Origin of the sequence: Mesorhizobium sp. M7A.T.Ca.US.000.02.2.1 (genome assembly GCF_003996995.1) — a bacterium.
GTDB lineage: Bacteria > Pseudomonadota > Alphaproteobacteria > Rhizobiales > Rhizobiaceae > Mesorhizobium.
The window spans coordinates 1-6,424 of record NZ_RZTT01000351.1 but is presented as its reverse complement, the minus strand read 5'-3'; the positions used below and the strand labels follow the sequence as shown (position 1 = coordinate 6,424).

The 6,424-nt window shown below is 62.9% G+C and carries 7 protein-coding genes; all 7 read left to right on the top strand.

Annotation, left to right across the window (positions count from 1 at the left end; all coding sequences use genetic code 11):
* Positions 1-288 (top strand): DUF4893 domain-containing protein (locus EOD15_RS26000; RefSeq protein ID WP_127408969.1); only part of this gene is annotated, 288 nt, incomplete at its 5' end.
* A gap of 93 nt (positions 289-381) precedes the next feature.
* The gene (locus tag EOD15_RS25995) at positions 382-1,161 is read left to right on the top strand and encodes a formyl transferase (protein ID WP_127317919.1); all 780 of its coding nucleotides are present in this window, start codon (positions 382-384) and stop codon (positions 1,159-1,161) included.
* Between the two features lie 203 nt (positions 1,162-1,364).
* Positions 1,365-1,667, top strand: a complete 303-nt coding sequence (locus EOD15_RS25990; RefSeq protein WP_023812316.1) for a virulence factor — start codon at positions 1,365-1,367, stop codon at positions 1,665-1,667.
* On the top strand, positions 1,660-2,298 hold the full coding sequence (locus tag EOD15_RS25985) for a methylenetetrahydrofolate reductase C-terminal domain-containing protein (protein WP_127271183.1): 639 nt from the start codon (positions 1,660-1,662) through the stop codon (positions 2,296-2,298). The genes EOD15_RS25990 and EOD15_RS25985 overlap by 8 nt, the downstream gene beginning before the upstream one ends.
* Positions 2,295-3,386, top strand: coding sequence for a methylenetetrahydrofolate reductase (locus EOD15_RS25980; protein WP_013531168.1), 1,092 nt, complete (start codon positions 2,295-2,297; stop codon positions 3,384-3,386). The genes EOD15_RS25985 and EOD15_RS25980 overlap by 4 nt, the downstream gene beginning before the upstream one ends.
* Positions 3,387-3,468: 82 nt before the next feature.
* On the top strand, positions 3,469-4,443 hold the full coding sequence (locus EOD15_RS25975; RefSeq protein WP_127271735.1) for a methyltetrahydrofolate cobalamin methyltransferase: 975 nt from the start codon (positions 3,469-3,471) through the stop codon (positions 4,441-4,443).
* On the top strand, positions 4,394-6,424 hold a 2,031-nt coding region (locus EOD15_RS25970), incomplete at its 3' end, for an ASKHA domain-containing protein (protein WP_127408968.1). The genes EOD15_RS25975 and EOD15_RS25970, both read left to right, overlap by 50 nt.

Genomic DNA, 6,424 nt, shown 5'->3' with positions numbered 1-6,424 from the left:
ATCTATGGCTGGTTCAAGTGCAAGGTCACCGACGACGGTTCCGGCTGGCGGCTGGAAAAGATCAGCGGCTCGCAGCGCACCAAGGGCCGCTTCTTCGATGATGGCGAGAAACGCGCGATCTATCTCGGCTCCTTCTATGTCAACGATGATCCGGCAAAGCCCTATGGCAGCGGCCCGCAAACCGACCAAGTCGGCTATGCCTTCCGCAACAGCGCCAAGGAATGGCGCATCGAATTTCCGGCGCCCTACTACGAATCGAAGCTCGATATCATCGAATTCAAGCGCTGACTGTGTATCGAAGGCTGATCACCAAGGATTAACCCGGACGCCCTAGCATCCCGACCATTATCAAGAACGGGTTGCTTGGAGGGGGCAAGATCCATGGCAGCATCAGAATCCAGTACGCGGATCGTGGTCGTCACCGGAGGCGGCCAGCATGTCTGGGCTATCGTCAACGCGATCACCGACCGCGTCGGCCCTGTCAGCGTCATCCTCGAAACGCCTGAATCCAAAAAGCAATTGCTTCGCGGCCGGGCTCGCCGCCAGGGCTGGATCTCCGCCATCGGCCAACTTGGCACGATGGTGCTCAGCAGACTGGGCAAACGGCTTCTCGCCAGCCATGCCGCCCGGCTGATTGCCGAGGAAAAGCTCGAGGTCGAGCCGCGGCGGGATCAGGAAATCATCCATGTCGCCTCAGCCAACGGGCCGGAATGCCTCGAAGCGATCAAGAAGATCCAGCCTGGCGTTGTCCTGCTTAATGGCTGCAGGCTGTTGTCGAAGGACATGCTTGCCCGGATGCCTTGCCCGGTGCTCAACTATCACGCCGGCATCACGCCGAAATACCGCGGCATGAACGGTGGCTACTGGGCGTTGACGTCAGGCGACCCGCAGAATTTCGGCACCACCGTGCATCTGGTCGATGCCGGCGTCGATACGGGCGCCGTGCTGAAACAGGTGCGCGGTCAACCGCAACGCGGCGACACCATCTCCAGCTACGCGTTGCGCCAGGCAGCGTTCTCGCGCGACATCTGCGTCGAGGCGGTCAGCGATGTTCTGGCCGGAAAAATCACCACCGTCGACCCCGGCCTGCCATCACAGCAATGGTATCATCCGACGATCTGGTTCTATCTCTGGACTGGCCTGAGAACCGGCATCTGGTAACGCGTTCCTCGTCAGGATCCGCATGCCGTGCGCCGGCTTTTCCGAAGCCTCGAACCGGGCGCCGGCAGACGCCGGAAACGAATAATCACACCTTTCATTTTACGACATCCAAATGCGTCGCTTTTGAATGCGCGCGCGTCGTCCCATAACAAGCGGCCCCACTGCGCTTCCGGCAATGCTCGCAGAACGAGGAGTGAGAATTCATGGCCGATCTGATCGTCGTCTACTGGCGCGACATCCCAGCCCAAATCATCGTCAAGAAGGGCCGGCAGAACGCCAAGCGCGAGCTGCCGCTGCGCTTCACCGAAGCGATCGACATGTGCGCGATGCGCACTGGCGCCGGCGGCACCGACGATTATCTGGCCGAATGGCGCAAGGCCGATCCCGTTCCGGTCGGCGATGACCTCGAAGCCGAGGTCGAGAAGGCATTCAACGATATCGACACGAAATACGACCGCGAGCGGCTGGTCGCCCTGGTCAAGGCAGGCGGCAAAGAAAATGTCTGAAACCATTCCTGCCAAGGATGGCCAAAGGGTTGTCCAGCCGGTTACCCAGGCCACTCTGGTCAAAAAGGCAGCGCCGAAATCCGACTACAAGCCGGCCGACGTATCGCCGCAGCGGCGCGTGCAGCGTTCCTTTGCGGTCAGATTATGGTCTGTGCGGCACTCGCGATTACTCGAATGGTTCTACGCCAAATTCGCCGACATGTTCCTGCTCCTCCATCCCTTGTGGAAGGGCATAGGTTACGGCCGCGTCGAAGGGCCGATCAAATTCGTCGAGAAGCGCGTCAAGGGCTTCATGTTCGACTGCCGCATGTGCGGCCAGTGCATATTGTCCTCGACCGGCATGTCGTGCCCGATGAACTGCCCCAAGCAATTGCGCAACGGTCCTTGCGGCGGCGTCCGCGCCAACGGCAATTGCGAGGTCGAGCCCGATATGCCCTGCGTCTGGGTCAAAGCCTGGGAAGGCTCGCAGAACATGGTGCACGGCGACAGGATCCTGACCGTGCAGAAGCCGGTCGACCAGTCGCTGCGCGAAACATCGGCCTGGCTGCGGGTGACCGCGCAGGCGGCCGCCGCACGCGAAGCGGCCGCTGCCGCCAAAAATGAGACGGCAAACACCGGGGCACCGGCATGATCGGCCGCCAGCGCGACGAGAACCCGGCCGGCATCCACCTGCCGCTCGAACCCCTGCCCGGCCACACTTCGCGCGGCCGGCTGGAGCGCGTCCTGCGGCGCGGCGAGTTCGCCGTCACCACCGAGCTCAACCCGCCCGACAGCGCCGATCCGGAAGACGTCTATAACCGCGCCAAGATCTTCGACGGCTGGGTCGATGCCATCAACGCCGTCGACGCCTCGGGCGCCAATTGCCACATGTCGTCGGTCGGTATCTGCGCGCTTTTGACCCGCATGGGCTATGCGCCGATCATGCAGATCGCCTGCCGCGACAAGAACCGCATCGCCATCCAGGGCGACGTGCTGGGCGGGGCCGCGATGGGCGTCGCCAACATGCTGTGCCTGACCGGAGACGGTGTGCAGGCCGGCGACCAGCCCGGCGCCAAGCCGGTGTTCGACCTCGACTGCATGTCGCTGCTCGAGACCTGCCGTATCATGCGCGACAACGGCAAGTTCCTGTCCGGCCGCAAACTGACGACGCCGCCGCAGCTTTTCCTGGGTGCTGCGATCAATCCGTTCGCGCCGCCGATCGACTTCCGCCCGCATCGGCTGGGCAAGAAGATCGCCGCCGGCGCGCAGTTCGTGCAGAGCCAGTATTGCTTCGACGTGCCGATGTTCCGCACCTACATGCAAAAGGTTCGCGACCTCGGCTACACCGAAAAATGCTTCATCCTGGTTGGCGTCGGGCCGCTGGCCTCGGCCAAGACGGCCAAGTGGATCCGCTCGAACGTGCCGGGCATCCATATTCCCGATTCTGTCATCAAGCGGCTGGAAGGCGCCCAGGACCAGAAAAAGGAAGGCAAGCAGCTCTGCATCGACATCATCAACGAGGTGAAGGAAATATCAGGCGTTTCCGGCGTTCACGTGATGGCCTACCGGCAGGAAGAATATGTTGCCGAGATCGTCGATGAATCGGGCGTGCTGAAGGGCCGCCAGCCGTGGAAACGTGAGATCCGCCGCGACGATCAGCTTGTCGCCGACCGGCTCGACAGCATCTTGCACGACGACATTACCGAAACGCAGGTGGACATGGTGAAGACCGCGCATTGACGGCGCGGACGGCCACCCATTCGCTTGAACGAAACCAGATAACGATATAAAGAAATCTTTATATCACGGCGGAGAGAATTCCATGACCCGTACCATCGTCGCCTCGGCGACACGAGAAATCATCATCGGCTTCGACCAGCCGTTCTGCGTGATCGGTGAACGCATCAACCCGACCGGCCGCAAGAAGCTGGCCGCCGAGATGATCGCGGGCAATTTCGACACCGTCATCCGGGACGCATTGGAGCAGGCAGCCTGCGGCGCCACCATGCTCGACGTCAACGCCGGCGTTACATCTGTCAACCCGAACGAGACCGAACCCGGCCTTTTGGTGCAGACGCTGGAGATCGTGCAGGGGCTGGTCGACCTGCCGCTGTCGATCGACAGTTCCGTCACCGCTGCGATCGAAGCCGCACTCAAGGTTGCCAAGGGCCGTCCGCTGGTCAACTCCGTCACCGGTGAGGAAGAAAAGCTCGAAGCCATCCTGCCGCTGGTCAAGAAGTACAACGTGCCGGTGGTCGCCATCTCCAACGACGAGACCGGTATCTCAATGGATCCGGACGTGCGTTTCGCCGTCGCCAAGAAGATCGTCGAGCGCTGCGCCGATTTCGGCATCCCGGCGCATGACGTCGTCGTCGACCCGCTGGTCATGCCGATCGGCGCGCTCGGCGACGCCGGCCGCCAGGTCTTCGCGCTGCTGCGCCGCCTGCGTGAAGAGCTCAAGGTCAACACCACCTGCGGCCTGTCCAACATCTCGTTCGGCCTGCCGCACCGCCACGGCATCAACGCCGCCTTCATCCCGATGGTGATCGGCGCCGGCATGACCTCGGCGATCATGAACCCGGTGCGGCCGCAGGAAATGGAAGCCGTGCGCGGCGCCAATGTGCTGAACGGCACCGACGAGAACTGCACCAACTGGATCCGCACCTATAAGGATTACAAGCCGGCCGAAGGCGGCCAGGCCGTTGCCGCCCCGACGCAAGTCAATGCGCCGGGCGACGGCGCCGGCAATGGCGGCCGCCGCCGTGGCGGCCGTGAAGCCCGGATGGGCCGAGGATAAGCGCGCAATCGTGAACTCACCTGCCAACATCACCGACCCGCTCGTGCTGTTCATGCCGTCCGGCAAGCGCGGGCGTTTTCCTGTCGGCACGCCGGTGCTCGATGCCGCGCGCCAGCTCGGCGTCTACGTAGAAAGCGTCTGCGGCGGACGCGCCACCTGCGGGCGCTGCCAGATCGAGGTGCAGGAAGGCAATTTCGCCAAGCACAAGATCACCTCCTCCAACGACCACATCACGCCCAAGGGCGCCAAGGAAGAGCGCTATGAGCGCGTCCGTGGCCTGCCCGAACGACGCCGCCTCTCCTGCTCGGCGCAGATTCTCGGCGACCTCGTCATCGACGTGCCGCAGGACACGGTCATCAACGCGCAGACCATCCGCAAGGATGCCGACACCAGGGTGATCGCCCGCGATTCAGCGATCCGCATGTGCTATGTCGAGATCGAAGAACCCGACATGCACAAGCCGCTTGGCGATCTCGACCGGCTGAAGATCGCGCTGATGCACGATTGGGGCCTGAAAAGCCTTGATTTCGATTTTTATCTGCTGCCGCAGGTGCAAGGTATCCTGCGCAAGGGCAACTGGACCGCGACCGCCGCCATCTACAAGGATGCCGATTCGGAGACCGCGCGCGTCGTAGCACTTTGGCCCGGCCTCAAGAACGAGGCCTACGGTCTCGCCTGCGACATCGGCTCGACCACCATCGCCATGCATCTGGTGTCGCTGCTGTCGGGCCGCGTCGCCGCCTCCTCCGGCACCTCGAACCCGCAGATCCGCTTCGGCGAGGATCTGATGAGCCGCGTCTCCTATGTGATGATGAATCCTGACGGCCGCGAAGGCATGACGGTCGCCGTGCGTGAGGCAATCTCTGGGCTGGTCGACAAGGTCTGCGCCGAAGGCAATGTCCAGCGCAACGACATCCTGGACAGCGTCTTCGTCGGCAATCCGATCATGCACCATCTGTTCCTCGGCATCGATCCGACCGAGCTTGGCGGCGCGCCCTTTGCGCTGGCCGTTTCGGGCGCTGTGCACATCAAGGCATCCGACATCGGCCTGAAGCTCAACCAGGGCGCCAGGCTCTACATGCTGCCTTGCATCGCCGGCCATGTCGGGGCGGACGCGGCGGCGGTGACGCTGTCGGAAGGCCCGCATCGCCAGGACGAGATGATGCTGATCGTCGATGTCGGTACCAATGCCGAGATCGTACTCGGCAATCGCCAGCGTGTGGTTGCGGCCTCCTCGCCCACAGGCCCTGCTTTCGAGGGTGCCGAAATCTCCGGCGGCCAGCGGGCCGCACCCGGCGCCATCGAGCGTGTGCGCATCGATCCCGATACACTGGAACCAAAATACCGCGTCATCGGCTCTGAGCTGTGGTCCGACGAGCCGGGCTTCCTGGAAAGCGTCCAGGCAACCGGCGTCACCGGCATCTGCGGTTCCGGCATCATCGAAGTGGTGGCGGAGATGTATCTCGCCGGCATCATTTCCGAGGACGGCGTCATCGACGGCGGGCTTTCGGCCCGTTCGCCGCGCGTCACCGCCAACGGCCGCACCTTCTCCTACGTGCTGAAGGAAGGCTCTGCCGCATTGACGGAAGATGGGCCGAAGATCACCATCGCCCAGACCGATGTGCGCGCCATTCAGCTTGCCAAGGCAGCGCTTTATGCCGGCACCAAGCTGTTGATGGAAAAGCAGAACACCGAGCATGTCGACCGCATCCATTTCGCCGGCGCCTTCGGCTCTTTCATCGATCCGAAATACGCCATGGTGCTCGGGCTGATCCCGGATTGCGACCTCGACAAGGTCTCGGCCGTCGGCAACGCCGCCGGTGCCGGCGCGCGCATGGCGCTGCTCAATCGCGGCTACCGCCGCGAGATCGAGGACACGGTCAGCAAGATCGAGAAGATCGAGACGGCCCTGGAACCGAAATTCCAGGAGCATTTCGTCTACGCCATGGCGCTGCCCAACAAGGTCGATCCGTTCCCGAAG

Bases quoted from the DNA above. Each gene is read 5' to 3' on its own strand.
- EOD15_RS25980 (WP_013531168.1), top strand. From the start codon at position 2,295: ATGATCGGCCGCCAGCGCGACGAGAACCCGGCCGGCATCCACCTGCCG.
- EOD15_RS25990 (WP_023812316.1), top strand. From the start codon at position 1,365: ATGGCCGATCTGATCGTCGTCTACTGGCGCGACATCCCAGCCCAAATC.
- EOD15_RS25975 (WP_127271735.1), top strand. From the start codon at position 3,469: ATGACCCGTACCATCGTCGCCTCGGCGACACGAGAAATCATCATCGGC.
- EOD15_RS25985 (WP_127271183.1), top strand. From the start codon at position 1,660: ATGTCTGAAACCATTCCTGCCAAGGATGGCCAAAGGGTTGTCCAGCCG.
- EOD15_RS25995 (WP_127317919.1), top strand. From the start codon at position 382: ATGGCAGCATCAGAATCCAGTACGCGGATCGTGGTCGTCACCGGAGGC.